General features: G+C 75.5%; 28 protein-coding genes and 1 riboswitch. Of the genes, 10 read left to right on the forward strand and 18 right to left on the reverse strand.

The annotated features are described in order from the left end of the window. Positions 1 to 12: 12 nt before the first annotated feature. Positions 13 to 87: a putative leader peptide gene (locus HK417_RS26875; protein ID WP_368858512.1), complete on the reverse strand. Its 75-nt coding sequence runs from the start codon at positions 85 to 87 to the stop codon at positions 13 to 15. A gap of 6 nt (positions 88 to 93) precedes the next feature. Continuing rightward, positions 94 to 188, reverse strand: a riboswitch (SAM riboswitch). A gap of 59 nt (positions 189 to 247) precedes the next feature. After that, complete coding sequence (locus HK417_RS02950; RefSeq protein WP_222263129.1) at positions 248 to 508, reverse strand: hypothetical protein; 261 nt, start codon at positions 506 to 508, stop codon at positions 248 to 250. A 225-nt stretch (positions 509 to 733) separates the two neighbouring features. On the opposite strand from HK417_RS02950, the gene HK417_RS02955 reads away from it, so the two are divergent. After that, a complete protein-coding gene (locus tag HK417_RS02955) occupies positions 734 to 937 on the forward strand; it encodes a cold-shock protein (protein ID WP_222263130.1) in 204 nt (67 codons plus the stop codon). A 64-nt stretch (positions 938 to 1,001) separates the two neighbouring features. Here the strand turns inward: HK417_RS02955 and HK417_RS02960 are convergent, their stop codons facing one another. Next, positions 1,002 to 3,653 carry a PEP/pyruvate-binding domain-containing protein gene (locus HK417_RS02960; protein WP_222263131.1) on the reverse strand — a complete coding sequence of 884 codons (2,652 nt, stop codon included), beginning with the start codon at positions 3,651 to 3,653 and terminating at the stop codon, positions 1,002 to 1,004. 153 nt (positions 3,654 to 3,806) lie between these two features. On the opposite strand from HK417_RS02960, the gene HK417_RS02965 reads away from it, so the two are divergent. Further along, a complete protein-coding gene (locus HK417_RS02965) occupies positions 3,807 to 4,283 on the forward strand; it encodes a hypothetical protein (RefSeq protein WP_222263134.1) in 477 nt (158 codons plus the stop codon). On the opposite strand, the gene HK417_RS02970 is transcribed toward HK417_RS02965, so the two are convergent. From HK417_RS02970 to HK417_RS02980, 3 genes are all read right to left on the reverse strand, one after another. After that, positions 4,210 to 4,488 carry a hypothetical protein gene (locus tag HK417_RS02970; protein WP_222263135.1) on the reverse strand — a complete coding sequence of 93 codons (279 nt, stop codon included), beginning with the start codon at positions 4,486 to 4,488 and terminating at the stop codon, positions 4,210 to 4,212. The genes HK417_RS02965 and HK417_RS02970 overlap by 74 nt on opposite strands. 108 nt (positions 4,489 to 4,596) lie before the next feature. Next, complete coding sequence (locus tag HK417_RS02975; protein ID WP_222263137.1) at positions 4,597 to 5,028, reverse strand: hypothetical protein; 432 nt, start codon at positions 5,026 to 5,028, stop codon at positions 4,597 to 4,599. Between the two features lie 52 nt (positions 5,029 to 5,080). Beyond that, positions 5,081 to 6,064, reverse strand: a complete 984-nt coding sequence (locus tag HK417_RS02980; protein WP_222263139.1) for a universal stress protein — start codon at positions 6,062 to 6,064, stop codon at positions 5,081 to 5,083. 257 nt (positions 6,065 to 6,321) lie between these two features. On the opposite strand from HK417_RS02980, the gene HK417_RS02985 reads away from it, so the two are divergent. Then, a complete protein-coding gene (locus HK417_RS02985; protein ID WP_222263141.1) occupies positions 6,322 to 6,489 on the forward strand; it encodes an RGCVC family protein in 168 nt (55 codons plus the stop codon). 160 nt (positions 6,490 to 6,649) lie between these two features. Next, complete coding sequence (locus HK417_RS02990) at positions 6,650 to 7,141, forward strand: DUF5994 family protein (protein WP_222263143.1); 492 nt, start codon at positions 6,650 to 6,652, stop codon at positions 7,139 to 7,141. A gap of 14 nt (positions 7,142 to 7,155) precedes the next feature. On the opposite strand, the gene HK417_RS02995 is transcribed toward HK417_RS02990, so the two are convergent. From HK417_RS02995 to HK417_RS03025, 7 genes are all read right to left on the reverse strand, one after another. After that, positions 7,156 to 8,787: a thiamine pyrophosphate-binding protein gene (locus HK417_RS02995; protein ID WP_222263145.1), complete on the reverse strand. Its 1,632-nt coding sequence runs from the start codon at positions 8,785 to 8,787 to the stop codon at positions 7,156 to 7,158. Continuing rightward, the gene (locus tag HK417_RS03000) at positions 8,784 to 9,560 is read right to left on the reverse strand and encodes a cyclase family protein (protein ID WP_222263147.1); all 777 of its coding nucleotides are present in this window, start codon (positions 9,558 to 9,560) and stop codon (positions 8,784 to 8,786) included. Before HK417_RS03000 ends, HK417_RS02995 begins: the two co-directional genes overlap by 4 nt. Positions 9,561 to 9,600: 40 nt before the next feature. Further along, entirely contained in the window at positions 9,601 to 10,236 is a 636-nt protein-coding gene (locus HK417_RS03005; protein ID WP_222263149.1) for a hypothetical protein, read from the reverse strand. 45 nt (positions 10,237 to 10,281) lie between these two features. Further along, the gene (locus HK417_RS03010; protein WP_222263152.1) at positions 10,282 to 11,505 is read right to left on the reverse strand and encodes a cytochrome P450 family protein; all 1,224 of its coding nucleotides are present in this window, start codon (positions 11,503 to 11,505) and stop codon (positions 10,282 to 10,284) included. A 109-nt stretch (positions 11,506 to 11,614) separates the two neighbouring features. After that, complete coding sequence (locus HK417_RS03015; RefSeq protein WP_222263154.1) at positions 11,615 to 13,015, reverse strand: TonB-dependent receptor; 1,401 nt, start codon at positions 13,013 to 13,015, stop codon at positions 11,615 to 11,617. A gap of 214 nt (positions 13,016 to 13,229) precedes the next feature. Continuing rightward, positions 13,230 to 13,661 carry a VOC family protein gene (locus tag HK417_RS03020; RefSeq protein ID WP_222263156.1) on the reverse strand — a complete coding sequence of 144 codons (432 nt, stop codon included), beginning with the start codon at positions 13,659 to 13,661 and terminating at the stop codon, positions 13,230 to 13,232. After that, positions 13,658 to 14,152 carry a MaoC family dehydratase gene (locus HK417_RS03025; RefSeq protein ID WP_222263158.1) on the reverse strand — a complete coding sequence of 165 codons (495 nt, stop codon included), beginning with the start codon at positions 14,150 to 14,152 and terminating at the stop codon, positions 13,658 to 13,660. The genes HK417_RS03020 and HK417_RS03025 overlap by 4 nt, the downstream gene beginning before the upstream one ends. A 188-nt stretch (positions 14,153 to 14,340) precedes the next feature. On the opposite strand from HK417_RS03025, the gene HK417_RS03030 reads away from it, so the two are divergent. Together HK417_RS03030 and HK417_RS03035 are read left to right on the forward strand one after the other, a co-directional pair. After that, the gene (locus HK417_RS03030; RefSeq protein ID WP_222263160.1) at positions 14,341 to 17,502 is read left to right on the forward strand and encodes an AAA family ATPase; all 3,162 of its coding nucleotides are present in this window, start codon (positions 14,341 to 14,343) and stop codon (positions 17,500 to 17,502) included. A gap of 102 nt (positions 17,503 to 17,604) precedes the next feature. Further along, positions 17,605 to 18,387, forward strand: a complete 783-nt coding sequence (locus HK417_RS03035; RefSeq protein WP_222263163.1) for a PIG-L deacetylase family protein — start codon at positions 17,605 to 17,607, stop codon at positions 18,385 to 18,387. A gap of 200 nt (positions 18,388 to 18,587) precedes the next feature. On the opposite strand, the gene HK417_RS03040 is transcribed toward HK417_RS03035, so the two are convergent. From HK417_RS03040 to HK417_RS03050, 3 genes are all read right to left on the reverse strand, one after another. Beyond that, positions 18,588 to 18,779, reverse strand: a complete 192-nt coding sequence (locus HK417_RS03040) for a hypothetical protein (protein WP_222263165.1) — start codon at positions 18,777 to 18,779, stop codon at positions 18,588 to 18,590. Positions 18,780 to 18,891: 112 nt separating this feature from the next. After that, positions 18,892 to 19,944 (reverse strand): YihY/virulence factor BrkB family protein, encoded by a 1,053-nt coding sequence (locus HK417_RS03045; protein WP_222263167.1) that lies wholly within the window; start codon positions 19,942 to 19,944, stop codon positions 18,892 to 18,894. Positions 19,945 to 20,034: 90 nt separating this feature from the next. Beyond that, entirely contained in the window at positions 20,035 to 20,478 is a 444-nt protein-coding gene (locus HK417_RS03050; protein ID WP_222263169.1) for an ester cyclase, read from the reverse strand. 198 nt (positions 20,479 to 20,676) lie between these two features. On the opposite strand from HK417_RS03050, the gene HK417_RS03055 reads away from it, so the two are divergent. The 3 genes from HK417_RS03055 to HK417_RS03065 all read left to right on the forward strand — a co-directional run bounded on the left by HK417_RS03055 (position 20,677) and on the right by HK417_RS03065 (position 22,756). Next, positions 20,677 to 20,949: a YciI-like protein gene (locus HK417_RS03055; protein ID WP_222263171.1), complete on the forward strand. Its 273-nt coding sequence runs from the start codon at positions 20,677 to 20,679 to the stop codon at positions 20,947 to 20,949. 73 nt (positions 20,950 to 21,022) lie between these two features. Further along, positions 21,023 to 21,589: a hemerythrin domain-containing protein gene (locus tag HK417_RS03060; RefSeq protein WP_222263174.1), complete on the forward strand. Its 567-nt coding sequence runs from the start codon at positions 21,023 to 21,025 to the stop codon at positions 21,587 to 21,589. A gap of 594 nt (positions 21,590 to 22,183) precedes the next feature. Beyond that, complete coding sequence (locus HK417_RS03065; protein ID WP_222263176.1) at positions 22,184 to 22,756, forward strand: RNA polymerase sigma factor; 573 nt, start codon at positions 22,184 to 22,186, stop codon at positions 22,754 to 22,756. 131 nt (positions 22,757 to 22,887) lie between these two features. Here HK417_RS03065 and HK417_RS03070 read toward each other — a convergent pair whose 3' ends face one another. Beyond that, positions 22,888 to 23,340, reverse strand: coding sequence for a hypothetical protein (locus HK417_RS03070; protein ID WP_222263178.1), 453 nt, complete (start codon positions 23,338 to 23,340; stop codon positions 22,888 to 22,890). Positions 23,341 to 23,602: 262 nt separating this feature from the next. On the opposite strand from HK417_RS03070, the gene HK417_RS03075 reads away from it, so the two are divergent. Next, positions 23,603 to 25,066 carry a protein adenylyltransferase SelO gene (locus tag HK417_RS03075; RefSeq protein WP_222263179.1) on the forward strand — a complete coding sequence of 488 codons (1,464 nt, stop codon included), beginning with the start codon at positions 23,603 to 23,605 and terminating at the stop codon, positions 25,064 to 25,066. A 4-nt stretch (positions 25,067 to 25,070) separates the two neighbouring features. On the opposite strand, the gene HK417_RS03080 is transcribed toward HK417_RS03075, so the two are convergent. Then, the gene (locus HK417_RS03080; RefSeq protein ID WP_222263181.1) at positions 25,071 to 25,241 is read right to left on the reverse strand and encodes a hypothetical protein; all 171 of its coding nucleotides are present in this window, start codon (positions 25,239 to 25,241) and stop codon (positions 25,071 to 25,073) included. Positions 25,242 to 25,264: the final 23 nt, after the last annotated feature.

Here is a 25,264-nt window from a genome sequence, read left to right on the forward strand (position 1 = left end):
CCGGCGTCGGGATCAGCGACACAGGGCGGTGGCGGTGCGGCACAGGTCGATGTGCCGGCGAGCCCAGGTCAGCCCGGCGTGCCTCATGACGTTCCTCCATCGGTCCTGGCAGTAGCACCCTCGTCCGCCGGGGCGGGGGGTTGCTGCGGCGTCGTCGAGCCAGGTCTCTCGGCCGCTCCGGATGGCATGCCCGGCCAACTCTACTCAACTGGTAGGAAAGGGGATTCGCTGGGCCCAGGAGGGTCGCTCACCCCGTGCCGCCCGGGCCCGGATGGTGATGGGCGGCAGTCCCGACCTCCCGCAGATCGGTGACCGCCAGGATGCGGCCGGTCGGGTAGAGCTCGATCTCGGCGTCCTCGGCGAGCTCCGCGACCACGGTCAGCCACCCGGCGGGGCCGAACCGGACGACCCTCCCCAGCAGCTCGATCTGACCGGACGGGTGCGCCGGGTCCTCGACCACGACCCGGGCCTGGTAGAGGTGCCGGTCGTTGACGGTGGTGATGTCCATCAGAACAGCCTCCTTCGAGGGGTACACGGTGACACTGATCCCCGTCTTCCCCACATCGGGCGTCGACCCCGTACAGTCGGACGCGGTCGCTGTTGTGCCTCTGCTTCGTTCTCGAACGTCCGCAGTCGTCTCTGCCTGACGTTCCTCTCGGTCCTGCCGGTCGGTACGGCGACCCAGGACCGATGTCCATCGGTGCTGACGCGACAGCACGGAAGTGAGAACGACATGGCTCAGGGCACTGTGAAGTGGTTCAACGCGGAGAAGGGCTTCGGCTTCATCGAGCAGGACGGCGGCGGCGCCGACGTCTTCTGCCACTTCTCGGCGATCTCCGGCAACGGCTACCGCTCGCTGGACGAGGCGCAGCGCGTCGAGTTCGACATCACGCAGGGCCAGAAGGGCCCGCAGGCGGAGAACGTCCGCGCGATCTGATCGCGCTACGGAGCCCCCACGGTCGCTGACCGTGGGGGCTCCGTCGTCCCCGGCGCCGGTGCCGCTACGCCCCGGGCTCCGCGACGGTGACGATCCCGGCCGTGCCGTCCACGGTGACCAGCTGCCCCGTGGTGATCCGGGTGGTGGCACCGGGCAGGCCGACGACCGCCGGGATGCCGTACTCGCGGGCGACCACCGCCCCGTGGGAGTTGGCCCCGCCCATCTCCATGACCAGCCCGCCGGCGGTCAGGAACAGCGGCGTCCAGCCCGGATCGGTGGACGGCGTCACCAGGACCTCCCCCGGCGCCACGTGCGCCCCCGTGGGGTCCAGCACGACGCGGGCCGGAGCGGTCACCCTCCCCGCCGACGCGCCCGTGCCGACCAGCGCGCCGTCTCCGGCCGGCGGCCGGGCCACCCGGTCCTCCGGCTCGGTGCCGTCGCTGAGCAGCACGCGCGGGACCCGCCGGCGGCCCAGCTCCCGGTCGTGGGCCGCCCGGCGTTCCCGGACGACGTCGCGCAGGTCCCGGCCGCCCAGCCCGTCCCTGACCTCGCGGAGGTCGAGGAAGGACACGTCCTCCGGCCGGTCGAGCACACCGCTGCCGGCCAGCTCCGCGCCGAGGACCCGCAGCTGCCCCCGCGCCCGGGCGAGCACCAGGACGATGCAGTACTTCGGCAGCTCCCGCAACCCGCCGAGCCGCCGGGCCCGGTCCAGGGCGAAGCGGACGACGGCGCCCCGCACCCGGCCGCGCCCCCGCGCCCGGCCGGTCAGCGTCGCGACCATGGCCTCGGCCTCGGCGACGGCCCGGGCGAACACCGCGTCCGGGGCCCGGTCCGGCTCCGCCACCCTCAGGTAGTTGCCCAGCACGCCGAGGACGTGGGCCGGGTCCTCGGCCCAGCGGGGCAGCCCGAGGTCGATCTCGGCGACGGCCCGGTGGCCGTACCGGTCCAGGAAGTCGGCCAGCCCGCGCTGCAGAACCGGCGGGAGCGCGCCGACCCGGTACCGCCCGGCGAGGTCCGCGACCGGCTCCTGGCGCAGCGCCTCCGCCGCGGCCTCGTCGGCGCGGACCGTCGTGGCGAGCCGCCACAGGTCGAGGTCCATCTCGGTGGTCACGTTGGCCGGCAGGCCCCGCAGGACGGTCGGGACGTCACCCGGCCGCGCGTCGGGCCCGAGGAGCTTCGCGGCCAGCCCGAGCATCGCGAACCCGGCCGCGGCCGGTGGCGCCACCCGCGGGAGCAGCGGAGCGGCGGCGAGCAGGGTGGCCACGACGTCGTCCCACCGCTGTTCCGGGGTGGCGACCTGCGGTGCCCGCGCGCGGCTCCGCAGCTCCGCGACGAGACGGTCGAGGCGACGGTGCGCGGCCGCCGGGCTGACCAGCGCCTGCGCCGCCCGCAGCACGATGCCGTAGCGGGCGGCGACGGAGGCCACCCGGCGCACCAACGGCACCCACGACGGCTGGACGACGGTCAGCCGGGGGTCGTCGAACAGGCTGCGCAGCACCACCGCCGAGCGCGCCTCCATGACGTCGAGCACGCGCGGGACGATGGCCCGCCCCGGCGTGCTCCGCAGCATCGGGGTGACGTCGAAGAACAGCCGGCCGGCGGCGGCCCGGACCGCCGGCGGCCCGGCCACCGGATCGGCCGGCGGGTACCCGTACAGCCGCCCGGCCCCGGACGCGACGACCCGGATGGCCGCGATGCCCAGCGGGGTCAACGGGCGGGTCAGCCCCTGGGCGAGGCTGAAGCAGAAGAACACCCGGAGCCCGTCCGGCGGCGGCGCACCGTCGGGGAGCGGGAAGAGGGTGGTCACCGGCCGGGCCTGGGTGAGCCAGCACCCGCCGTCCCGGTCGAAGGCCCACTCGATGTCCTGCGGTGCCCCGAAGTGCTGCTGCACCCGTCCGCCGAGCCGGACCAGCTCGGCGACCTGCTCGTCGGTCAGGCAGGCGGGCCGGCCGGTCCCGTCCCCGATCCGCCGCTCGACGACCGCGCCGGTCCCGGTCCGCACCACGAAGTGGTCGGGGTCCACCGCCCCGCTGACCACGGCCTCGCCGAGCCCGGGGCTCGCGTCGACCACGCTCTCGCCGCGGTGCCCGGTCACCGGGTTCGCGGTGAAGAGCACGCCGGCCACCGCGGCGTCCACCATCTCCTGCACGACGACCGCCAGCCAGGTCTGGGCGGAGTCGACCCCGTTGCGGGCCCGGTACAGGACGGCCCGGTCGGTCCAGAGGGACGCCCAGCACCGGTGGACGGCGTCGAGCACGGCGTCCACCCCGGTGATCTCCAGGTAGGTGTCCTGCTGCCCGGCGAAGCTGGCCGCCGGGAGGTCCTCCGCCGTGGCCGAGGAGCGGACCGCCACGCTCGGCTCGCCGAGTGCCCGGTAGGCGGCGGCGACCGCGTCGGCGGTGCGCCGGGGCATCGGGGTGGCCAAGATCCGCTCGCGCGCCTGCCGGGCCAGGTCCGCCGAGCGATCGACGTCGTCCGGGGCGAGCGCGGCGAGCCGGTCGAGGACGTCGGTCAGGCCGGCGGCCGTGGCCAGCTCCCGGTACGCCGCGGTGGTCAGGCAGATGCCGTCCGGCACCGGGAAACCGGCCCGGAGCAGCTCCCCCAGGTTGGCGGCCTTGCCCCCCGCGACGGGCACCGAGCCCGCGTCGAGGTCCCGGAGCGGGACGACGACCGCGGCGGCATCGGTGCGGAGAGTCTGCTGCGGTGCCCGGGTCATCGGAGGACCTCCCGCCGTCTCGGCAGCGCGGGGCGGACGCTACTCGCCGCGGGGGCGCCGAAGGTCCTCCCGGCCCGTGACCGGAGCTTCTGGCCGCTGGGGACGGCGCAGCGGACGGTCGTCGGAACGACGGACCGGCAGGAGGAACACACCATGACCACCACCCGGCGACCGGACCGGTGGCGTCCGGCCGCCCTCGTGCGACCTCGCCGCACCTCACTCCCCGGCCGTCCCCACGGGCTCGCGCTGATCCGGGCCGTGCACACCGCCGCCTGGGCGTCGGTCGAGTCCGGCGTCGGGTACCTGCTGTGGTCCGGCGCCCGTGGCCGCTCCGACCGGCGGGCCGGCGTCGCCGCGGCCGTCGTGGTCGGTGAGTGCCTGGTCTTCGCGGCGAACGGGTGCCGCTGCCCGCTGACCGACCTCGCCGAGCGGGCCGGGGCGGCCAGTGGCTCGGTCACCGACATCTACCTGCCGAGGTGGTTCGCCCGGAACCTGCCGGTGATCCACGTGCCGCTGCTGGTGCTCATCGGCGCGTTGCACCACCGCGCCCGGCGGGTCACCCGATGGCCGGGCCCGGAGCCGGTACCCGCTGCCCACCGACCCACAGCTCCCCCACCCGCAGGTCGGTGATCTCCGCACGGCGCACCGTGAGGCGGCCGATCCGCACCATCCCGATCGCGACTGCACCCATCGCCAGGGCGCCGACGGCGAACGAGCCGAACGCCGTCGCCCCGATCGCCGTCCGTCCGATGGCCACCGCCGGGGCGGCGACCGGCCGCCGCAGCAGCACCGCCCGCCGTACCTCCACCGGTCCGCGCACGCTCCGCCGTCCCATGTCGGTTCCTCCCGCCGTGCCGTCCGGCCGGTCCCCCGCCGTGGGGTCCCGGCATCACCCGGTCGAGCCTGCTCCCGTCGGCTCCATCTGGACACCCCCTCGGGTGCCTCAGTCGGGCCGGGCGGTGGCGCTCGACGCTCCGGTCGGGCGCCGGTCCGCGAGCACCCGGCGGGGCACGGCCAGTGCCAGCAGGGGCACGAGGAGCGCCACCGCCGCGAGGGTCAGGGAGGACGTCGGCTGCGCCTCCGCCGGGACGTCGACCAGCTTGAAGCTGTCGATGGCGGTGTGCACGAGCGCGGGTGCCCACACCGTGGTGCGGCCGGTCTCGTAGAGGTAGGCCAGGGGGACCGTGGTGGCCGCGGCGACGACCGCCGGTCCCCCGCCGTCGAGGACCTGCTCGACGAGCACCGCCGTCACCAGCACCCCGGCCAGGACCGCCGGGCCGAGCCGGGCCGTGGCGTCGAGGCCGGCCAGCCCGGCCAGGACGGCGTACACCACCGCGAACCCGGTGAGGAACCTGAGCCACCACCGCAGTCCCACGGCCGCCGCCCTCCCGGTGTCGGGTGAGGCGCGCGTCGCCGGCGGCGGGCGCTCAGCCGCCGCTGCCCGCCATGGCCGGCTGCTCGGCGTGCCGGTGGGCGCGCCGCGGTGGGTGGACCACGAGCACCGGGCAGGGCGCGTGGACGACGCCGTGCAGCGCGACCGAGCCGAGCATCATGCCGGGCAACCGGTTGCGGCTCCGGCTGCCGACCACCAGGAGCGCCGCGCCGGCCGCGCGGTGCACGAGCAGCCCACCGGCGGGGCCCTCCTCGGTCACCACCCGCACCCGCACCGGCGGCTGCGCCCCCAGCACCTCGGCGACCTGTCGCCGGGCCAGGCGCTCGGCGGAGTCGCGGATCTCGGCGAGCGCCTGGTCGAGCGCGACGTACAGGTCGCTCCAGTAGTGCGGCAGGTGGTAGGCCGCGACCACCTCCAACTCGGCGCCGAGCTCCTCGGCCGCCGCGCCGGCGTGGGCGAGGACCACCCGGGACGCCTCCGAGGAGTCCAGCCCGACGACCACCCGCCGGCCCGTGGCCGTCGACGCGGCCGTGCCGGGGTGGACGACGACCACCGGGCAGGGCGCATGGGTGGCGCAGTGCAGCGCCACCGACCCCAGCAGGGTGCTGCGCACCAGGCCCCGGCCCCGGCTGCCGACCACCAGCAGCGCGGCCCTCTCGGCCATCTGCACGAGCTGCTCGGCCGGTGCCCCGGGGACGACGCGCACCGCGCAGGGCACGTCGTCGACACCGGCGACCGCAGACACCGCGGGGTCCGTCCGGACGGTGGCCACCAGGTCCCGCGCCCGGATCTCCGTGCCGGTCCGAAGGGCCTCGATGCGCTGGGGGTCGACCAGGGACGGCGCGGTCCACGAGAGGTCCGACGGGAACGCGGAGACGACGTCGAGCGCCGCGCCGCGCCGGGCCGCGGCGGCGAACGCCCAGGCCAGCGCCTCCCGTGCACCCGGTGACCCGTCCACCCCGACGACCACGCGGGGCTGAGCCACCGCCGTGTCCTGCTGCTCGTCCTTCCTGTCCATGGGGGCCTCCTCACGCCGTGCCCGCGGACCGCAGCGGGTCCGTCGTCCATTCTCGTCCCCGGGGGGACGGGGTGGAGCGGGCGTCGTCGCGGCCGTCGGGGGGCGCTCGCGTGCACCGGGCCGTCGTCCGGGGACACCGGCAGCGCGGCCGGGCGTAGCGTGGAGGTGTCGGTCCGCTCCTGCGGACCCGTGGACGGCTCGTTCGTCCGACGTCTCCCTACACCGCCACCTCCCGGCGGAGTCAGGCGGCTGCCGCCGTGACATCTCCCGCCCTCCCCGCGACCACCGAGCGCTCCAGCAGCGCCGTGGCGACCTGCGCCGTGTGTCCGCATCCCGTGGCCAGCCACGACGCGATCGGGCTCCGGTTCTGCCAGGCCACCCTCAACGGCGCCATGAGCCGGGGCTGCGTCTGCCCGTCCTCGTGACGCCCGGCCCGCGCCGGGACGAGGGCTCCCCCGGGGCGCGTACCGTCGGCAGTGGCGCCAGTTCGGCGCTCAGCCCCTCCGCTGGCGGAGGGAGATCGGCGGTCCCTGCCATGGGACTCCCCAGCCCCCGGACGGCCTCCACCCGCACCGCGGTCTCGTCATGACCACCATCCGGGTCACGCGCCGGCGCACGGGGCCCGCGACGGACGTCGACGAGACCGCGGTGGTACCCCCCGACGACGGCTCCGTCCGGCTGGCGCTGATCGACCCACCGTCGGCCCGGACCACGCTGGACGGGGCGTGGTGGCCGCGGACGTCGGACCTGGCCGAGGAGCTCCCCCCGCTCGTCGAGGAGCTGCACCGCCGGGGGATCCGGGTCACCCGGGTCAACTACAACCCGGGGACGTGGACGTCGGCGACGCGACGACTCGAGGCGGACGGCCGCACCATCCGGCTCGGCTGGTTCCGCAGCCTCGACCGGCACCTGCTCAACCTGACCGGTGACGTGACCCGCGGCCGGCTGGACCTGCTCGTCGTGCCCCCCGGCGCGACGCGGTCCGACGCCGGGCGGGCCTTCTCCGCGGCCACCGATCGGGCCAACCGCGACGCTCCGACGGCGCTCCTGGACGGGCTCGACATGGCGGCCGACTGAGCCACTGACCGGGCTCAGTGGCCGCGGAAGGCCTCCTCGAGCCACCACGACGGCTCCCGCCGGGTCACCTTGGCGTCGATGAGCAGCGGCCGCGTGCGCGGTCCGGCCAGCCAGTCGGACAGGCCGGTCAGGTCCGCGACGTCCCGGACCGTGACGGCCGCGAAGCCGTGGCCGCGGGCGATGGCGGCGAAGTCGGTCTCGGGGAACCGGACGGTGTCCAGCGGGTGGCCGGCCGGGCCGAAGTGGTGCACCTCCGCGCCGTAGGCCGCGTCGTCGTAGACCACCACGACCAGGGGCAGCCCCAGCCGGACGACGGTCTCCAGCTCCGCGGCGCCCATCAGCGCGCCGCCGTCCCCGAGGGCGGCGACGGGCAGCCGGTCGGGCCGGGCCAGGGCGGCGCCGATCGCCGTCGCCAGGCCCAGGCCCACCGACTGGAAGGCCTGGGTGAAGCAGAAGCCGTGCTCGTCGGGGACGTCGAGGAACATGCTCGGGTAGCCCATGAAGTTGCCCGAGTCGACCGCGACCACCCGCTCGGCGGGCAGCAGGTCGTCCAGGGCGATCGTCAGCGCGCGGGGGTCGACCTGCCCCGCTCCCCCGGTATCGGGGAACGGCTCGTCGCGCCACCGCCGCCGCTCGACCAGCGCCCGGCGGACCTCCGCCGTCCGGTACCCGGCCGCCTCGCGGGGCTGGGCGGCGGTCGCCGCCTCGGCGACCGCGCGGACGTCCCCGACGACGCCGAACGCGAGGTCCCGCTGCCGGCCGAGCGCCGCGCGCTCCAGGTCCACCTGCACCACGACGGCGTCGTCGGCGATCAGCCGGCCGTGCCGCATCGTCCACATGTTGAGCGCGCAGCCCCACCCGACGACCAGGTCGGCACCGCTGATCAGCTCGGCGGCCAGCGGGGTGGCGAACCCCCCGGCGACGTCGAGGTCCCACGGGCTGCCGCGGAACAGCCCCTTGGCGACGGCGGACGTCGCCAGCAGCGCCCCGCAGCGGTCGGCCAGCCGCTCCAGCGCCGCCCGGGCACCCGGGCCGCGTGCCCCCCGGCCGGCCACGAACACCGGGCGGCGCGCCTGCCGCAGGGCGTCCGCGAGCCGGGCCAGCTCGGCCGGGTCGGGAGCCACCTCCGGGCGGGTCTCCGGGACCGGCACCGCCACGTCCGGCGCCGGGAGCCCCTGCACGTCCAGCGGCAGGTTCAGCACGACCACCCGCCGCTCGTGGCGGGCCGTCGCGACCGCCGCGACGGCCTGGGCGACGGCGTCCCCGGGTGAGGTGACCCGCACCGACACCGCCCCGACGGCGGCGGCGAGGGCGGGCTGGTCGACGAAGAAGTTCGACCGGGGGGAGGTGGCCTCCGCCGTCACCACCAGCATCGGTGTGCGGCTCTTCGCCGCCTCGGTGACGCCGGTCAGCGCGTTGGTGAACCCGCAGCCCTGGTGCACGCTCAGCGCGGTCACTCCCCCGGTCATCCGGGCGTGCGCGTCGGCCATCGTGGCCGCGCCGCCCTCGTGGCGGGCGGCCACGAACCGGGCGCCGGCGGCGACCATCGCGTTGGTCACCACGAAGTTGCCCGACCCCACGACCCCGAAGACCGTGCCGATCCCGCTCCGGGCGAGCGCGCCGCCGACCGCGGCGGCGACGTTCATCCGCGGTCGACCAGCGCCAGCACCCGCGACGGCGAACCGGACCCGGAGACGATCGGCAGCGGCGCGGCGACCACCAGCGCACCGGTCGGCGGTAGCTGGGCGAGGTTCTGCAGCTGGGTGAGCCCGTACTTCCCGCTGCCCATGAGCAAGGTGTGGCACGGGAACGGCGGGTCGAACGAGTGCGCGGCGCCGGCGTCGGTGCCCACCGTCTCCACACCCAGCCCGATCACCGGCGCCTCCTCGGCCAGCCACCGCGCGCACGCGGGGGACAGCCCCGGGGTGTGCGGGCCGGTGTCGTCGGCGTTGACGAAGTCCCGCTGGGAGGACGACCGGGCGTCCCAGCCGGTGCGGTAGAGCAGCCAGCCGCCCTCGGGCAGCGGGCCGTGCTCCGCCTGCCACTGCTCGACGTGCTCCACCTCGAGCAGGAAGTCGGGGTCCTCGGCGGCCTGGGCGGAGAAGTCCAGGACGGCGGCCGGCGCGACCAGCCGCCGCACCGGCACCGACGCCACGTCGTCGCCGTCCCGGCCGGTCACCCAGTGGTTGGGTGCGTCGAAGTGCGTGCCGGTGTGCTCGCCGGTGCGGAAGTTGTTCCAGTACCAGGCGGGGCCGCGGTCGTCGTACCGGCTCAGCTCCTCCAGCTCGAAGGGCGCGGTCTGGGCGAACGGGGGCGGCAGCTGGATGACCGGCGTCCCGGACGACAGCGGCGCGGTGAGGTCGACGACCTCGACCCGGCCGGTGACCAGTGCCTCGGCGAAGCTGGCGAGGATCGACATCGCAGTCCCTTCTCGGCGGAGGGCGCTCAGCCAACCACGGTCAGGCGCTGACCTCCTCGTGCGTGTTCACGCCGGGTATCCGCCGGACCGACCCCCATCCGAAGCGGGCCCACGCCACGAGCAGCCCGGCGCCCACCACCGAGCCGAGCGTGTCGCGGACCAGGTCGCCGTTCGTGTCGTCGTTGCCCTCCGACAGCGCGGTGTCCAGCCACGCGTCGGACCGCCACTCGTAGATCTCCCACAGCGCGCCGATGGAGATGCCCAGCGCCAGCGTGACGACGCCGATGCCGACGTAGTGCCGCAGGTGGGTCTCGTCGCGCGGGTCGGGGACGACGTCGAGGCGGGCCAGGGCGATGTACACGACCGGGGCGGTGAGCATCGGCAGCGTGAAGTGCACCAGGTCGTCGAAGCGCACGAACTGGTCGTAGAGCCCGAACGTCTCGCCGAACCCCTGCAGCGCCATCCCCAGGGTCAGCGACAGGTCGTACACCCGCGGCAGGTTCACCAGCCGGGCCAGGAGCGTGACCGCCCCGAGCCCGGCCAGCAGCGAGGCTGCACCCGGGCGGCCAGCGAACGCGTAGAGCACCGCCCCGCCCAGGATGACCAGCCGCAGGACGTCGATGCCGTCCCTGATCAGCCGGGACCAGTCCCCCAACACGAGCCGCCGCACGTCCACGGGGGTCCCTTACCCGCCGTCCGCGTCCACGCCCGCCGGCCGAGGTCAGCCCGGCTGCCGGACGGTCGGCCGGAACACCACCGGCAGCGCCCGCAGCCCGCGCAGCCCACCGGCCGACCAGCGCAGCTCCTCGACCGGGACGGCCAGGGCCAGGTCGGGCAGCCGGGACACGATCGCGGTGAACGCGATCTGGCCCTCCAGGCGGGCCAGCGGCGCGCCCAGGCAGTAGTGGATCCCGTGCCCGAACCCCAGGTGCCCGCGGTGGCCGGCGGTGACGTCGAGCCGGTCGGGATCGGCGTGGCGGTCCGGGTCGCGGTCGGCGGCCGCGGTCGCCAGCATGACGACGTCCCCGCGGGAGATCGGCACCCCGGCGATCTCGAGGTCCTCGGCGGCGTACCGGGTGATGCCGAGGTTGACCGGCCCGTCGAAGCGCAGGAACTCCTCCACGGCGTCCGGGACCAGCGACGGGTCCGCGCGCAACCGGTCCAGCTGCTCGGGCGCGCGCAGCAGCGCCAGGGTGCCGTTGCCGATCAGGTTGACGGTGGTCACGTACCCGGCGACGAGCAGCAGGAAGGTCATCGACAGCAGCTCCTGCTCGTCCAGCCGCCCGTCGTCCTCGTCGCTCGCCTCGATCAGGCCGGTGAGCAGGTCGTCGGCCGGCTGCCGGCGCTTGTCGGCGATGAGGTCCCCGACGTAGCTCCGCAGCCGCGCGGCGGCGGCCGCCAGGTGCTCGGGGTCCATCCGCCGGTCCAGCGGCGTCTCGAGCATCTCGTCGGTCCAGGCCCGGAACCGCTCGCGGTCGTCCACGGGCACGCCCAGCAGCTCGCCGATCACCGTGATCGGCAGCGGCAGCGCGAACTCGGAGATCAGCTCGGCCTCTCCCCGGGGCGCGATCCGGTCCAGCAACTCGCCGGTGATCTCCTCGATCCGGGGGCGCAGCGCCTCGACCCGCCGGGCGGTGAACGCCTTGGAGACCAGCCGGCGCAGCCGGGTGTGCTCGGGGGGGTCGGAGATCAGCATGCTGCGGCTGAGGACGTCCTCGCCCATCAGCTCGGTCATCGCGGAGGACGTGTGCGGATCGCTGCTCAGCCGGGGGTCGGAGAGGGCGGCGAGCACGTCGTCGGGGCGGGTCACCACCCACACCGGAACGGCGTGGTTCATCGTCATCCGGCTCACCGGGCCGGCCTCGCGGAGCGCCGCGAGGGCGGGGAACGGATCGGCCAGCCCGGCGAGATCGGTGACGTCGGTGAGCGTGTCCGGTGCTGCCATGGCGCCTCTTCCTGGGTCGACGGCCCGTGCGACGCCTCCAGGCTGGCACTGCCCGGCCGTGGGCGACAGGTCATTTCCCGGCGCGGGGCCGGCGCCCGGGGGGACGGGGTCAGCGCCCCCGGGGGTAGCCGAAGAACCCGCGCTTCTTGATCACCGCGCAGACCTCGGGCGGCACCTGGGCCTCCCAGGTCCCGTCGTCCGCGGGGATCCGACGCAGCACGTCCCGGCTCAGGATCGGCAGGTAGTCCGGCTTGTAGTTGTCCAGCGCGACGAAGCTCCCGCGCCGGTTGAGGTAGTCGTAGAGCGGCTGCAGCTCCTCCCCGACCGTCACGGTGTCGGCGGTGACCACCTCGCCGTCCCGCAGCATCGGGTAGACGAACAGCCGGAGGTCGTTCTTCAACAGCCGGCCGAACCCCTCCAGGATGCCGCCGGGCAGGTCCGCGTGGCCGGCCTCGTCGAACAGCGAGAGCAGACTCGGGACGCCCATGACCATGCCGATCCGGCCGTCGGTGCGCCAGGCCAGGTAGGCGGCCAGCCGGTGGTAGGCGAGGAAGTCGGAGATGAGCACGGTCATTCCGCAGGCCGACAGCAGGTCGGCACGGGCGAGGAAGTCCTTGCGGTCGACCACGTCTCCCCCGGCGCGCAGGTTGGCCATGGTCAGCTCGGTCAGCATCAGCACGTCGCGCCCGGCGACGGCGGGGTCGCCCTCGAACTTCTCCCGGGCGGCCTCGAGCATGTCGATGTTCACCACGGTCGGCGGGCGGAAGCTCCCCCGCTCCACCAGGATCGCCTTCTTCCGGAGCACCTCGCTGGGTTGCAGCACCTGGCGGTCGGCCCCGAACATCGCCGCGCCGCTGAGCCCGACCTGCACGAGCTTGAGGGCCATCAGCCGGTTGTCGACCGCGCGGAACTCGATGCCCTTCAGCTCGATCATGTCGATCTCGATGCGGCCCGTGGTGAGCTGGTCGAGCAGCCGCTCGATCACCCGGTCCGGCTCGTGGTGCTGGAAGAACGCGGCGTGCAGCAGGTTCACCCCGACCACCCCGAGCGCCTCCTGCTGCTGAGGGGCCTCGTTGTCCAGCATCCGGACGTGCAGCACGATCTGGCTGGGCTCGTCCCGCGGGTGCGCCTGGAACTTCACGCCCATCCAGCCGTGGCACTCGTTGCCGCCCCGGTAGCTGCGGGCCACCACCGTGTCGGCGAAGGCGAAGAACGCCGTCTCGTCGCCCCGCTCCTCGCTGAGCCGGTCGAGGTTGAGCTGGAACTCGCGGTCGAGCATCGCCTGCAGGCGGCCCTTGCTGACGTACCGGTCGGACTTGCCGTAGACCGCGTCGCTGACGGCCATGTCGTAGGCCGACATCGACTTCGCGACCGTGCCGGCCGCCCCGCCGGCGCGGAAGAACCAGCGCGCGACCTCCTGGCCCGCGCCGATCTCGGCGATGGTGCCGTACCAGCGCAGATCGAGGTTGATCTGCAGCGCTTTCTGCAGGGTGTCGACGTGGATCTCCATGCCCGCTCCCCTTCGGTCGCCGGCCAGGGACGGCGGCAGGCTAGCGAGCCGGTGCCCCCGGTCGCGGCGCGCCGCGTGCCGCGGTCCGTCGACGGCGCGGGTCGGTCGAACGGGTGATCGGTCGGTCTCCCAGCGTACGGACGGGCCCGGGGGCGGGACCTGCCGGACGGCGACCGGCGCCGTCCGGCAGGGCGGGTGAGTGGGCGGACGGGGGTCAGGCGGACGGCGGGCAGAACAGCTCGAGCGGCAGCCCGTCGGGGTCCTTGAACGACAGCCCCGATCCGTAGTGCGCGTCGACGATGCCGCCGTGCTCGATGCCGATCTCGTCCAGCCGTCGCTCCCAGGCCACCAGCTCGCTGCGGTCCGCGCAGCCGAAGGACACGTGGTCCAGCCCTCGCCGGCGGGGGGTGTGCGCGACGTCCTCGATGCCCTCCGGGAAGACGTGCAGGCCCAGCAGGGTGTCCCCCATGGCGAAGACCACGTGCCGGAACGGCCCGGTGTCCTCGTCCAGCACCGGGTCCGCGCCGACCAGCTCCCGGTAGAAGGGCACGCTGACGTCCAGGTCCCGGACGGTCAGCGCCACGTGGGTGATCGCGCCGAGCGTCGGGGTGGTGGGCCGGCCGGCGGCCGCGTCGGTCATGGTCATGGCGATCTCTCCTCCATCGTGGGCGCCGGCTGCTCCGGCCCCCGCTGCCGTGTCCCCCGCTGCTCGACCTCCCGGCGCACCACCGGGTCCCGCCAGACGACGGCCGTGCCGTCCACGACGACGACGCCCTCGGCGGTGCGGACGGTGGTGGCGAGCGTGCAGATCGGCTTGTCCGCCCGGACGTCGAGCACCCGCGCCTCGGCGGTCAGCACGTCCCCCGGCCGGACCGGCGCCGGGAAACGCCAGTCGACGTGCAGGAAGACGCTGCCCGGACCGGGCAGGTCCTCGGCCACGAGCGCGTTCAGCAGCCCGGTGGTGACACCGCCCTGGACGACGATGCCGCCGAACCGGCTGCGGGTGGCGAGGTCGGCGTCGTAGTGCACCGGGTTGCGGTCCCCGGTCAGCTCCGTGAAGAGCTCGATGTCCCGCGCCCGTACCGTGCGCGTGCGCCGGGCGACGTCGCCAGGGCGGAGGGCTGTCGGGTCAGTCATGGCCGGGAGCGTCCCGCCGCGGTCTTCCACGGACCTTCCCGCGTCCGCCGGCGAGCGCGGGGCACCGGAAGCCGTCGGTCCGGCCCTCCCCCGCCGTGGTTCCCCCTTCTCGGCCTCCGGCCGCGGTCCTACGCTGGCCCGCGGTACCGAAGTCACGGGGACCGACGCCACAGGGAACGGACCCACTCGTGGACGTGCAGATCAGCCTGCTCGGCGGCTTCTCGGTCAGCGTGGACGGCCGGGAAGTCCCGGGCAGCGGGTGGACGCGGCGCTCGGCGTCCTCACTGGTCAAGCTGCTCGCCCTGGCGCCCGGCCGGCGGCTGCACCGGGAACAGGTCCTCGACGCCCTGTGGCCGGACCTGGCGCCCGAGGACGCCTCCCCCCGGCTGCACACCGCCGCCCACTACGCCCGGCGGGCGCTGGGCGAGCGGTCCGGCCTGGTGCTGCGCGGCGAGGTGCTCACCCTGCTCCCGGACGCCGACGTGCAGGTCGACGTGGAGCGCTTCCTGGCCCTCGCCCGGGTGGCGCTGGCCGGCGGCACGGCCGCCGACGTGGACGCCGCCCTGGCCGCCCATCCCGGGCCGCTGCTCCCCGACGACCTGTTCGAGGCCTGGACCGGGGCGGAGCGGGACCGGGTCCGGCAGGTGCACCTGGACCTGCTGCGGGCCGGACGGCGCTGGGAGGACCTGCTGCGCGAGGAGCCGGCCGACGAGCAGGCGCACCTGGCGCTGATGCGGGAGCTCGCCGACCGCGGGGACCGGCGGGGTGCGCTGCGGCAGTTCGAGCGGCTGGACCGGGCGCTGCGCGCCGAGCTGGGCGTGGGCCCGTCCGCGGAGGCCGTCGCCCTCCGCGACCGGCTCACCCCGGCGGCCGAGAGCCCTCCGCCGGCAGCCCGCCCGCCCCGGCTGGTGGGACGGCGGCCGGTGCTGGAACGGCTGGACCGGGCGCTGCAGGAGATCCGGACCGGGCGGGGCACCACCGCCCTGGTGCACGGTCTCGGCGGTGCCGGCACGTCGGCCGTCCTCGCCTGGGTACGCGCCCGCGCGGCCGCGGGCGGGGCGCGGACCGGGGCCGGCGGGACGTCGGCGGCCGAGGGCGGCTGGCCCTACGCGCCGGTCCTGGAGGCGCTCTCGGACCTCTGCCGGGCACACCCGACGCTGCTCGACGGCCTGGACGACGCCTACCGGGACGAGATCGAGCGTGCCCTGCGCGGCGGCGAGCTGACCTGGTCCGGCGAGGGCGCCCACCAGCGCCTGTTCGTCTCGGTCGCGGAGCTGCTGCGGCTGGCCGCGGCGGGCGCCGGGGCGGTGCTCACCGTCGACGACCTGCACGACGCCGACGAGGGCAGCCTGCGCCTGCTGCACTACCTCGCCCGGGTGGCCGCCACCGAACGGGTCGTGCTGGTCGCCGGGCACCACGACGTCCCCGAGGACACCCGGCTCGGCCGGATGCGCGCCAGCCTGGTGCGCCAGCCGAGCGTGGCCGACCTGCCGATCCCGCCGCTCTCGCCCACCGGGACGGCTGCGCTGCTCGCCGACCACCTCGGCACGCCCGTCGACGACCGGCTCGTCGAGGAGGTGTACGCCTGGTCGGGCGGGCTCCCGCAGCGGGTACTGCAGGTGCACGCCGGCGTCGGCCGGGGCGACACGGTGCCGCTGCCGATCGAGCGGCTGCTGTCGGCCTGCCCCCCGGGCACCGAGGACGTGCTGCGCCGCGTCGCCGTCGCCGGGACGGCGGTGACCACGGACGAGTTCGTCGCGCTGGCCGGCACCGGCGAGGACGAGGCGTTCGCCGTCCTGGACGCCGCCCTCACCACGGGCCTGGTGCAGCCGGCCGAGATCGGCTTCCGCTTCCGGAGCAGCCGGCTCCGCCAGCGGCTGATCGCCGGGCTGCCGCCGCACCGGTTGCAGCGGCTGCACCGGGACGCCGCCGCCGCGCTGGAGACGCTGGGCGCCGCGCCGGCGCGGATCGGCTCGCACCTGCTGCACGCCGGCGCCGCGGCCGCCGCCGTCCCCCACCTGCTGACCGCGGCGGAGAGCGCGGCGGCCGTGGGCGCCTACCGGGACGCGCTCGACCTGGTCGAGCAGGTCCGGGACGTGGCGACGGGCGCCGACCGGGCGCGGCTGCTGGCCCTGCGCGCCGACCTGCTGCTGGCCGTCGGGGACCCCGCCGCCGTGGCCGCCTACCGGGAGGCGGCCGTCGTCTGCGTCGGGGACGCCCGCCGGATCGTGCTGGCGCGGCTGGCGCAGGCGTGCAGCATGGCCGGCGACCAGGAGACCGCCGCGGACGCGCTGTCCGGGCTGGAGACCGACGGGGGCCCGGCCGACGGCATGATCCTGCTCGCGCGCGGCCACGTCGCCTACTTCACCGGCGACATCGCCGCGGCCCGGGCGGCCGCGGACGAGGCGCGGGCCCGGCTCGGCGACGCGACGGACTGGCGGCTGCTGGACCTCATCGCGCTGCAGGGGCTGATCGCGCACAACGACGGGCAGTGGTTCCGCCGGCTGCGCCACGAGCTGCAGCGCACCCGGGAGGCGCCGACGGTGGCCACCGCCGTCTTCGACGCGCACCTGTGCGTCGCCGAGTACCTCCTGTACGGGCCCACCCCCTACACCGAGGTCATGGAGCTCGGCCGCGCGCTGCGGGAGACCGCACAGCGCGCCGGCGCGGTGCGCGCGGTCGCGTTCGCCTCGGCGCTCACCGGCGAGGCCGCCCTGCTCTCCGGCGACCTGCCCACCGCCGAGCACGACCTGCTGGAGGCGGTGGACCAGCACGCCGAGATCGGCGCCGCCGCCGGGGAGGCCCACTCCCTCCAGCGGCTGGCCGAGCTGCGCGTCCTGCAGGGCGACCGGGCCGAGGCGCGCCGGCTGCTGCAGCGGGCCCTGCCGCTGGCCCGCTGGTCACCGATCGCGATGCACCTGATGCAGCGGATCGACGGCACGACCGTCCTCGCCGCCGACACCCCCGAGGACGCCTACGCCGCGGCGCGCCGGGCCGAGGCGACGGTCGGGCCCGAGGACGAGTGCCACTTCTGCCAGGTGATGGTGTCCGTGCCGTGCGCGATCGCCTGCGCCGACGTGGGCGACGTCGACCGGGCGCAGCGGCACCTGGCGACCGCCGAGGAGTCGGCGGCCCTGTGGCACGGCACCGCCTGGCAGGGGGCGGTGCTGGAGGCGCGCGCCCACCTGGTGCGCGCGCAGGGCGACGAGGCCGGGTGGCGGAGCCTGCTCCTGCGGGCCGCCGAGTGCTTCGACACCGCCGGCCAGCCGCTCGACGCGGACCGGTGCCGCACCGCGCAGACCCCGACCGGGTCGGCGACCGCCCGGGCCGGGCAGCGGCTGCCCACCTGACCCCTTCCCGACCGCCGTCCCCGGCACGGTGCGACGGGAAGGTCCGTGGAAGGAGCTCCTCCTAGCGTCCCGGCAACCGTCGAGGAGCGTCGAGGAGGAACCGTGGACAAGACCCTGGCGATCCGCCACCTGGGCACCGTGCTGGGCGTGTGGGCCCACCCGGACGACGAGGCCTACCTGTCCGCCGGGCTCATGGCCCTCGCCTGCAGCGCCGGTCAGCGGGTGGTCGTGGCGACCGCGACCGAGGGCGAGCTGGGCGGCGCCGAGGCGGTGGCGGAGGTGCGGCGGCAGGAGCTGGCGCACAGCCTGGCCTCGGTCGGCGTCACCGACCACCGGTGGCTGGGGTTCCGGGACGGGCGGTGCGCTCAGGTGGACCCGGCCGTCGGCGCGGCGGCGGTCCGGGCGCTGATCGACGAGGTCCGCCCGGACACCCTGCTGACCTTCGGGCCGGACGGGCTGACCGGGCATCCCGACCACATCGCCGTCGGGCGCTGGGTGGAGGACGCCTGGCGCGCGGACGGCTGCCGGGCCCGGCTGCTGCAGGCCACGCTCACCGAGCGGTTCCACCGGCGGTGGGGTGCGCTGTGCGCGCAGACCGGGGTGTGGATGCCCGGCGCGGAGCCACCCGCCGTCCCGGAGCACGCGGTGGCGCTGCGGGTCTCCGTCCACGGGCACACCGGGCACCGGAAGCTCGCGGCGCTGCAGGCGCACACCTCGCAGACGGCGGGGCTGCGCGCGGCGGTCGGCGACGAGACGCTGCTGCGCTGGTGGGCCGAGGAGACGTTCGTCCAGGTGAGCTCCTCGCCCGCGGCGCTGGCCGCCGAGCTCCAGGCGCGCCTCGCCGCCGGTGAACAGTCGCGACATCTCGTCCAGCTGCTCGGGTGAGGCATGGAAGCCGTGCACCGTCTCGCCGCCGTCGGGTCGCATCAGGGTGTAGTCGTCCGCGTGCCGGACCAGCCCGACGTACCGGCGCACGTCCCCCCGCACGAACGCCGAGGCGGCTTCCGCGGCGCGGGCGACGAGCCCGGCGACCTCCCCGCCGGTCCCGTTCCCCTCGGCCATGCCCGCTCGTCCGGCGGACCGGGTCAGAAGCCGTGCGCCTCGTCGTAGCTCAGGTCGTTGGCCGACCCCGGTTCCGCGCCGGCCGGCGGGCCGCTGGGATGCGGCGCGTCGGCGTGTCGGGCGCTGGGCTGGCCGCCCGCGCCGCGCTGAGCGACCTCCTCGTGCACCAGGTCGTAGCCGTAGTCCCCCGCGCTTTCCTGGTCCCGCTCCGACATCCGCACTCCTCGTGTTGCCGGCCCCTGCCCTGGCGGCGACCTGCCGGGCCGATGTCCGTCCGAGGTTCCTCCGCGGCCCCCGCGCGCCGCAAGGCCCTCCGCGGACGGCGGGTCACCGCTGCCCGGGCACCTCCGGCCGGGTCGGCTCCACCGGGGGGTCGGGCTGCGGCTCGGCCGGCGCACCGGTCTTCCCGCCGCGATCGGAGAAGTGGACGTGCACGCGCTGGAAGCCCTTCGCGCTCTGGGCGCGCGCGGCGTCCGCGTACACCCGCTCGTCCCCGCGGGTCAGCTCGACGTCGTCGGTGAAGGGCGCCAGCAGGGAACGGGGGTGCAGGTGGTCCACCCGGACGGCGTTGATCTCCACGCACAGCACGAGGACGACGGCGGCCAGGTAGATGAAGGCCATCAGTCCCAGGACCAGGGCGAACACGGCGTTCACCGCGCTGGCGCTCTGCACCACGCGGGCCACGTAGAGGCCGCCGAAGGACTGCAGCAACTGCCAGGCGACCGCGGCCGCGAGGGCGCCGGGGGCCACCTGCCGGACGGTCAGCCGGCGGGCGGTCGTGAGGCGGAACCCCAGCACGAACACGCCTGCGTTCACCACCACCGAGGCCGCGATCAGCAGCACGTCGACCCCGCCGCTGAACACCGTGTTCCCCGTGGCGGCGACGCTGCCGACCACCGACAGCACGGTGCTGCCCACCACGAGCAGGCCGAGGCTGCACAGCAGCAGGAGGCTGCGGCCGCGGGCCCGGATGGGGTCGGGCCGGCGGTGCCGGGGCACGGACCAGGCGGTGTTCATCGTGTGCTGCAGCGCCTGGCCCAGCCCGGTTCCGCCGTAGAGGGCCACCAGGGTCCCCAGGACCAGCCCGGTGACGCCGCCCCCGAGCTCCTCGGGCCGGCCCAGCTGCGGCCCGATGACCGGCAGCTCCCGCAGCGCCGAGTCGAGGACCTGCTGCTGCAGGTCCGGGTTCCCGCGCAGCAGCAGGCCGAGCACCGTGGACAGCAGGAGCAGCAGCGGGAAGAGCGCCAGGAAGCCGTAGTAGGTGATCAGGGCGGCCAGGAAGTGCCCGTCGTCGTCGAGGAACTTGTAGAGCACCGCGATGGGGAAGCCCGCGCCGGGATGCCGCCGCTGGTACCGGTCCAGCCGCTCGGTCAGCGTCACGTGTCACCTCGGTCCTCTGGGCGTCGGGAGGGCATACCCCGCCGGACGGTGTCCTAGCGGCGGTCGGTCGGATCCGGCTGGCGCCGCTGCTCAGGAGGCCTGCCCGGCTGGGCCGGAAAGGCGGACGGCGCCGACGGCCGCGAGGGTGGAGAGCCAGTCCGCCACCATCCAGACGGCGCTGATCCGGCCGCCGGTGAGGGTGAGGACGTCGATGATCCGGACGTCGATCCGCTGCCCGGTCGGCTGCAGCCGGCCGATGGGGACGTCGAGGGGACCGACGTGCTGCCCGGCCAGCCGGAACGCGACCGCGACGGAGTCCCCGGCGTCGGCCACCGCCAGCACCTCGCGCTCGGGCCGGTCGAGCGCCGCCTGCATCGTCCGCGCCCGCGCCACCAGGTCCGCGGCGGTCAGCGGGACCCCGTTGACGGAGACCGGATCGGTGTAGAGCTCCCGGAAGGCGGCACCGGCGGTCCCGTCGTCCTCGGGGAGCGGGTCGGTCCACAGCCGCAGCAGGTGCTCGACGTCGAAGGCCATCGCGTCCTCCTCGGATCCGTCCGGCGGCTCAGCCGGCCGGGCCGGCGGTCGTGTCGAGCACCCGCACCGTGCCGTCCCAGTTGCGGTCCGGGAGTGCATCGTCGAGTGGCCGAAGGCCGGTGGCAATGGGTTGGACGCCGGGCCGGGACCCCGGCGGCCGCCGTCCCGGCCGCCGGCGGGCCGTGTGAGAGTGGCCCCATGTACCTGGTCCTGGAGTACGCGCTGGTCGACGACTACCTGCAGCGCCGGGCGGCGCTGCGCGAGGACCACCTCGCGCTGGCCCGGGCGGCGCACGAACGCGGCGAGCTGGTGCTCGCCGGGGCGCTGCCCGATCCCTACGACCGGGCGCTGCTGGTGTGGAAGGCGTCCCGCGGGGTCGTCGAGCGCTTCGCGCAGCAGGACCCGTACGTGACGAACGGGCTGGTGACCGGCTGGAAGGTCCGGGAGTGGAACGTCGTCATCGGCGACTGAGTCGGCCGGGGCCCGGGTAGGACGCCGGGGTCGAGCACCACACGGTGACGCCAGCCGAGGGAAGGCCGACGAGATGACCACGAACACCGGCGACCACGACGTCGTCGACATCCTGACCGCCGACCACCACGAGGTCCTGGACCTCCTGGGGCAGATCCCGCGCGCCGACGCCGAGCGCCGCCGCGACATGATCGAGACCGTCATCGCCGAGCTGATGCGGCACTCCGTGGCCGAGGAGATGTACGTCTACCCGGCGATGCGCGAGCACCTGCCCGACGGTGAGCGCGAGGTCCAGCACGACATCGAGGAGCACCAGCAACTCGTCGAGGTGATGAAGGAGCTCGAGGACGTCGACGCCGCGGACCCCGCGTTCCTGGAGCGGCTCAGCCGGCTGGAGGCGGTGCTGCGCGACCACATCACCGACGAGGAGACCGACCAGTTCCCCCAGCTGCGCGCCCGGCTGTCCCGGGAGCAGCTGGTCGAGATCGGCCGGAAGGTCCACGCCGCGAAGAAGGCGGCCCCGACCCGGCCGCACCCGAACGCGCCGCACAGCGCGCTGTTCCACAAGACGGTCGGGCCCGGCGTCGGCCTGGTAGACCGGCTGCGGGACAAGCTGACCGGCCGCCCCAACCAGGCCTGACCGGCAGCTGCAGGGGTTCAGCCGCAACCAGCTCAGGCGTGTGCCCGGACCGTTGCGGGGACTCGACGCCGTCGCGTTCCGCGACGGTGCGGTGGCCATCGGGGAACGCCACGCCTGAGGTCGGGGAGGCGCTCCGGGCACTGCGGAGGCTGGGAGCGGAACGCCGTATCTGCGGGGCTCGTCGACGCTCTTCTCCACATGAGACCGTGGGGAGGCGCCGTCCGGCGGGATCAGGTTGCGAGACCGTCGGCCGGACGGGATGTCCGTGGCCCTCGCAGCCGCCACGCCGCACGACACGTCTGCATCCGGGCGGTCGATGACGTCAGCACGACGGTCCCGGTGGGCGTCCATGCCCTGTGCCTCCCCGCCGTCCGCACCGACCGGGCGTCCACGCGTCATCGGGACGCCGGGTAGGCCGGGACGACGCGGCCTCGCCGCCTGCCCCACCGCAGAGGGAACTCCAACCGCAGAGGGAACTCCATGGAAGCTGAAGGCGCCGGTCAGCCCTGCAGCGGGCCGGAACGGCCCGGTTCAGGAACTCTGGCCGTTAAGCTGGCCCCGCCGTTGCGAGCCCACACGGGAGGGACCTGGCGGGTGGACCCTGACGACGAGGGCTCGGTCTCCGAGGTGGTCGCCGCAGCCCTCGACGGGGACCAGGCGTCGTGGAACCGCCTGGTCGACCGGTACACGCCGCTCGTGCTGTCCATCGTCCGACGGCACCGGCTGCAGGGCAGCGACGCCGAGGACGTCGTCCAGACGGTGTGGCTGCGGCTGGTCGAGCACCTCGGCGGGATCCGGCAGCCCGCGGCGCTGCCCGGCTGGATCGTCACGACCGCACGCAACGAGTGCCTGCACGTGCTCCGGGGTCAGAAGCTGGTCTCCCCGACGGACCTGGGCGAGCACGGCTGGCCGGAGGGCGCCGGCAACCCGGCGATCGACCGGGACCTGCTGGAGGCCGAGCGCCACGAGGCGCTGCTCATCGCCCTCGCGGAGCTCCCCGACCGCCCGCGGGCCCTGCTCCAGCTCCTGATCGAGGACCCCCCGCTGTCCTACGAGGAGATCAGCCGCCGCCTCGGGTTGCCGGTCGGCAGCATCGGCCCCACGCGGGCGCGCGCACTGGCGCGGATCCGGTCCCACTCGAGCGTGCAGGCGTTGCTGGACGTCTGACCGGTCTTCCCGGGCGCGTGACCGGCATCAGCCCGGCGATGCCGCCCCTCCTCGATGAGGGGCGGTGTGGTGGGGGCTCCCCGCACCGGCGAGGCGGTCCCGGCCGTCGGTGCGGTGGCCGAGGTCCGCGGTCAGACGCGGAACCAGTCGGTCACCAGCTCCCCCGACGACGTCCGGCACCGGAGCCTGACGAGTCCGCTGCGGGGAACCGGCACGTCGAAGCACCCCAGCTCGTCCGCGGTCGCCGCGGCCAGCTCGCCACCCGGGCTCCAGAGGCCGATCTCCCCGGAGGTCGGCGGGACCAGTTGGCCGACGAGCCCGGTGCCGGTCAGCCCGAGCTCGACGGACACCTCCGCGCCGGAGAAGACGAGGGTGCGAGGCGGTGCGGCGTTCCCGCGCACCCCGGGCAGCCCGTCCCGGAGCGAGTCGTGCGTCAGGGCGGCCAGTTCGGCGTCGATGCTCTCCCAGGAGAAGGCGGCCCGGCCTGCGGCGACCATCGACGGCGTCGGAGGACCCGCCGCACGCAGCGCCGCGTGCAGCTCGTCGAGGAGACGCTCGTCATCGTCCCACCCCGGTGCGGTCACCGACCGTCAACCCCTCCCACGCCCTCCCACGTCAGCGGGCCGATATCCCACCTCTCGGAACGCAGCTGCCAGCGAGGCAGGTTCCGCAGGCCCGGCCGGGGGCCTCCGGAACGTCCCTGCCGTTCACCTCGACGGTCCCCCCTCTCGGGTCCAGCGCAGGGCAGCGTCATGGGACAGAGGCCGCGGAGGTTGCTGGGATACCTCCGGCCGGGGAGTTCTTCCTCCCGGTGGCCGGTCCCGGTGACCTCCGTACCCTCGAGAGGTGAGCCTCGCACCGGCACCGACCGTCCTCCTCGGCGACCGCTTCGCCCGCGAGCTGCCGGAGATGGCGGTTCCGTGGCAGGCCGAGGAGGCGCCCCATCCGCAGCTGCTCGTGCTGAACGAGCCGCTGGCCACGGAGCTCGGGTTCGCCCCCGACCGGCTGCGCAGCGCCGAGGGGGTGCGCCTGCTGGTCGGCACCGCCGTGCCCCCGGGCGCCACACCGGTGGCCCAGGCCTACGCCGGGCACCAGTTCGGTGGCTTCGTCCCGCGGCTCGGGGACGGGCGGGCGCTGCTGCTCGGCGAGGTCACCGACGCCGCCGGCCGGCTCCGCGACCTGCACCTGAAGGGCTCCGGACGCACGCCGTTCGCCCGCGGTGGGGACGGGCTGGCCGCGGTCGGACCGATGCTGCGCGAGTACGTGGTCAGCGAGGCGATGCACGCCCTCGGCATCCCGACGACGCGCTCACTCGCCGTGGTGGCCACGGGACGCGCCGTGCGCCGGGAGACCCTGCTGCCCGGTGCCGTGCTCGCCCGGGTCGCGAGCAGCCACCTGCGGGTGGGCAGCTTCCAGTTCGCCCGGCTCACCGGCGACGCCGACCTCCTGCGACGGCTCGCCGACCACGCGATCGGCCGGCACCACCCCGCCGCCGCGGAGGCCGAGCACCCGCACCTGGCCCTGTTCGAGGCCGTCGTGACCGCGCAGGCGGACCTGGTCGCCCGGTGGATGCTCGTCGGCTTCGTCCACGGGGTCATGAACACCGACAACATGACGATCTCGGGCGAGACCATCGACTACGGGCCGTGCGCCTTCCTGGACGCCTACGACCCGGCCACGGTCTACAGCTCGATCGACTCCGGCGGGCGCTACCGGTACGGCAACCAGCCGCTGGCGGCCGAGTGGGACCTCGCCCGGCTGGCGGAGGCCCTCCTCCCGCTCTTCTCCGACGACGAGGAGCAGGCGATCGCCCTCGCGGTGGAGGCCCTCGGCGCGTTCCGGCCGCAGTACGAGGCGGCCTGGTCGGCCGGCATGCGGCGCAAGCTCGGCCTGCCCGGGCCCCTCGACGAGGCCGTCGTCCGGCCGCTGGTCGACGAGCTGCTCGCCCTGCTCGAGGCCGGTCACGTCGACCTCACGTCGTTCTTCCGCTCGCTGGCCGGCGCCGCCCGCGGGGACGCCGAGCCCACGCGCCGTCTGGTCCTCGACCTCGCGGCGATCGACGGCTGGCTGGCGCGCTGGCGCGCCCTCGGCCCGGACGCCGACGCGATGGACCGGGCCAACCCGGTCTACGTCCCCCGCAACCACCTCGTCGAGGAGGCCCTCACCGCGGCGACCGAGGGGGACCTCGCGCCGCTCGGCCGGCTGCTGGAGGCGGTGACCGCGCCGTACGACGAGCGGCCCGGCCTCGAGCGCCACGCCCTGCCGGCCCCGGCGGGATCCGCCGCCTACCGGACCTTCTGCGGGACCTGACCGCTCACGCGGCCCGGCCCAGGTCGCGGCCGAGCCGGTGGGACCTGCTGCGGGGCATGCCCGAGGGCTCGGTGTAGGTGACCGCGGCTCCGTCCGGGCGGACCCGGATGACCAGCACCGAGGCGGGGTCGTAGCCCAGCTCGGTGCAGAGCAGACGGAAGAGATCGGTCGTCACGGGGAGCCTCCAGGCGCCACTGG

Source organism: Modestobacter marinus (assembly GCF_019799945.1).
Lineage (GTDB): Bacteria > Actinomycetota > Actinomycetes > Mycobacteriales > Geodermatophilaceae > Modestobacter > Modestobacter marinus_B.

What these genes read in the sequence shown, in the direction of transcription:
- HK417_RS02950 (WP_222263129.1), bottom strand. Translation starts at nt 508, where the DNA reads ATGGACATCACCACCGTCAACGACCGGCACCTCTACCAGGCCCGGGTC.
- HK417_RS02955 (WP_222263130.1), top strand. Translation starts at nt 734, where the DNA reads ATGGCTCAGGGCACTGTGAAGTGGTTCAACGCGGAGAAGGGCTTCGGC.
- HK417_RS02960 (WP_222263131.1), bottom strand. Translation starts at nt 3,653, where the DNA reads ATGACCCGGGCACCGCAGCAGACTCTCCGCACCGATGCCGCCGCGGTC.
- HK417_RS02965 (WP_222263134.1), top strand. Translation starts at nt 3,807, where the DNA reads ATGACCACCACCCGGCGACCGGACCGGTGGCGTCCGGCCGCCCTCGTG.
- HK417_RS02970 (WP_222263135.1), bottom strand. Translation starts at nt 4,488, where the DNA reads ATGGGACGGCGGAGCGTGCGCGGACCGGTGGAGGTACGGCGGGCGGTG.
- HK417_RS02980 (WP_222263139.1), bottom strand. Translation starts at nt 6,064, where the DNA reads ATGGACAGGAAGGACGAGCAGCAGGACACGGCGGTGGCTCAGCCCCGC.
- HK417_RS02990 (WP_222263143.1), top strand. Translation starts at nt 6,650, where the DNA reads ATGACCACCATCCGGGTCACGCGCCGGCGCACGGGGCCCGCGACGGAC.
- HK417_RS02995 (WP_222263145.1), bottom strand. Translation starts at nt 8,787, where the DNA reads ATGAACGTCGCCGCCGCGGTCGGCGGCGCGCTCGCCCGGAGCGGGATC.
- HK417_RS03000 (WP_222263147.1), bottom strand. Translation starts at nt 9,560, where the DNA reads ATGTCGATCCTCGCCAGCTTCGCCGAGGCACTGGTCACCGGCCGGGTC.
- HK417_RS03010 (WP_222263152.1), bottom strand. Translation starts at nt 11,505, where the DNA reads ATGGCAGCACCGGACACGCTCACCGACGTCACCGATCTCGCCGGGCTG.
- HK417_RS03015 (WP_222263154.1), bottom strand. Translation starts at nt 13,015, where the DNA reads ATGGAGATCCACGTCGACACCCTGCAGAAAGCGCTGCAGATCAACCTC.
- HK417_RS03020 (WP_222263156.1), bottom strand. Translation starts at nt 13,661, where the DNA reads ATGACCATGACCGACGCGGCCGCCGGCCGGCCCACCACCCCGACGCTC.
- HK417_RS03025 (WP_222263158.1), bottom strand. Translation starts at nt 14,152, where the DNA reads ATGACTGACCCGACAGCCCTCCGCCCTGGCGACGTCGCCCGGCGCACG.
- HK417_RS03040 (WP_222263165.1), bottom strand. Translation starts at nt 18,779, where the DNA reads ATGTCGGAGCGGGACCAGGAAAGCGCGGGGGACTACGGCTACGACCTG.
- HK417_RS03050 (WP_222263169.1), bottom strand. Translation starts at nt 20,478, where the DNA reads ATGGCCTTCGACGTCGAGCACCTGCTGCGGCTGTGGACCGACCCGCTC.
- HK417_RS03055 (WP_222263171.1), top strand. Translation starts at nt 20,677, where the DNA reads ATGTACCTGGTCCTGGAGTACGCGCTGGTCGACGACTACCTGCAGCGC.
- HK417_RS03060 (WP_222263174.1), top strand. Translation starts at nt 21,023, where the DNA reads ATGACCACGAACACCGGCGACCACGACGTCGTCGACATCCTGACCGCC.